Here is a 2,029-nt window from a genome sequence, read left to right on the forward strand (position 1 = left end):
ACATAACCGATTGAATATGGGAATGTACTAACTCCCCAACCGGATATTACATAGGACAAGAAGCCTCCAATAGCAGTTAGACAAATAAAAATGGAAGATGTTCCAATTGCTTCAATTAATGAAAATCCTAAAAGAGAAGTTAATATAGCTATTAGAAATACACCACCACCAACGCCCAAAAGACCTGATGAGAATCCGACCAATAAACCAATAATTGCAGTGGAAACTAAATTAAATGGAATTTTTGCTTCTTCCCTCTCTTTATTAATGTCAATAATGTTTTTAACAGTGATGAACAATAACAAACAGCCAAATATTATTTCTAAAATTCTTGAAGGCAATCCTGAAGCTACAAAACCTCCAATAGCCCCACCAATTATCCCAAATATCCCCAGTCTAATTCCAGGTTGTATAATTCCATCCATTGACCTTGTGTGCCTATAAGCACCACTTAATGATGTTGGTATGATAATGGCCAGGCTAGTTCCTAAAGATATAAGCATTGCAAGGTCCGGTTCAACTCCAATATATTTTAAAAGGAAATATTGCAAAGGAACTATTAAGAATCCTCCACCCACACCTAAAAGACCTGATGCAAAACCTGCACAAATACCAATTAAAATTAGACCTATGAAATATTCTATTGGAAACATAATCATCATTTATTTAAAGTATTAATATTAAATTATTGTTAATGAAACTTAATAAAACTATCATAATTGGAATCATATTCATATTGTTTTCTGGAGCAATATTTATAACAGACATTTTTAACCCAATTATAAGACCAGTTACTTACTTATTTTTAATGGGATCATCTAAAGGAAAAGATATTATGTTTTTTGGTCTTTTAGGATTGTTTTTAATATTACCCAACATAATCAAAAGAGACATCAATCCCACAAAATATTTGAAATTATCAATAATTACTGGTTCTGTTTTATTGGTTTTAGGCATTCTTTTAGAGATTGTGTTTAGATTACAAATGGGAATCAAACTCAACACCATTTTTGCATCGATGATTAGTACAATGAGCACAACAAGTATTCTGCATACTCATTTGTTAAAGTCTATTTTAGGAGCAGTTCTAGGTCAAATTATGGGGCCGTTTATTCAAAGCGACATTAATACTGGCATTGGCCTATATCAGTATCTTCCAGGTTTTAGTTTTTTAGTAATATTGATTATTCCAATCTTATTTATACTGATTGTTTTTGCTATTCAAAAGCGCCCATGGTTTACCACATTTTTAATTTCATTTTTTTCAAGCTGCCTGATAATTGGAAGTATTGACGGAGGATTATTTGCAACCCCATCAATTGTTGGAATTTTAGGATTATATCTGGTTTATAGAAACGGATATTATCTAAACTACATTATCGGCAGACTGTTTAAAGATGAAAACTTGCTTAAGGAAAATGAAAACATCAATCCACCATACAGAAATCATGGTTTTAATGAAATAAGATATTTATTTAATAGATTTGCATATCTAATTCCAATACTCTTAATAATACTTTTGAGATTCACTGTTGCATTTGCAGGAGCCGAACCAGATTACTACACTGTAAATATCGCAAATCCAGAAAATTCCATAGATTTAGGCAATATTAATGAATATGTCCTAGATTGCGATAATGCTTCAGACAAAATTATCTATAAAATTGACCACAGATATAACGAAATGAAATTATTAAACGATTTGAGAATACCTTTAAACAATTCGTGCGTATATTATACTGTTTCTTGGAATATATACTCTTATTTAGAGTGATATCATGAAAAAAATTTATCTAATATTGCCGCTTCTTGCAGGTTTAATGTTTGGTTCTAGCGGAATATTTGTTCGAACACTGACACAAAATGGAATTGATTCTACCACACTTCTCTTTTTAAGATTTTCAATAGCCATTATCCCAATAACAATTGCAATACTTTTAACTGACAGAGACCTGTTTAGACTCAATTTAACGGATATCCCCCCATTTTTGCTTTGTGCAATATGTATTGTCGGACTAAATTTGTGCTA

3 protein-coding genes are annotated in these 2,029 nt (G+C 31.2%); 2 read left to right on the top strand and 1 reads right to left on the bottom strand.

Features of this window, described 5'->3' with window-relative positions; translation table 11 throughout:
• Nucleotides 1–653, bottom strand: a 653-nt coding sequence (locus Q4Q55_RS10485; RefSeq protein ID WP_303372741.1) for a sulfite exporter TauE/SafE family protein, incomplete at its 3' end; no start/stop codon positions are given.
• Nucleotides 654–694: 41 nt separating this feature from the next.
• Here Q4Q55_RS10485 and Q4Q55_RS10490 point away from each other — a divergent pair.
• Both Q4Q55_RS10490 and Q4Q55_RS10495 read left to right on the top strand, forming a co-directional pair.
• Nucleotides 695–1,774 (top strand): hypothetical protein, encoded by a 1,080-nt coding sequence (locus Q4Q55_RS10490; RefSeq protein ID WP_303372742.1) that lies wholly within the window; start codon nt 695–697, stop codon nt 1,772–1,774.
• Nucleotides 1,775–1,778: 4 nt separating this feature from the next.
• A partial coding sequence (locus Q4Q55_RS10495) for an EamA family transporter (RefSeq protein WP_368660158.1) occupies nt 1,779–2,029 on the top strand: 251 nt, incomplete at its 3' end.

This window comes from Methanobrevibacter sp., assembly GCF_030539555.1.
In the GTDB taxonomy this organism is placed as follows: Archaea; Methanobacteriota; Methanobacteria; order Methanobacteriales; family Methanobacteriaceae; genus Methanocatella.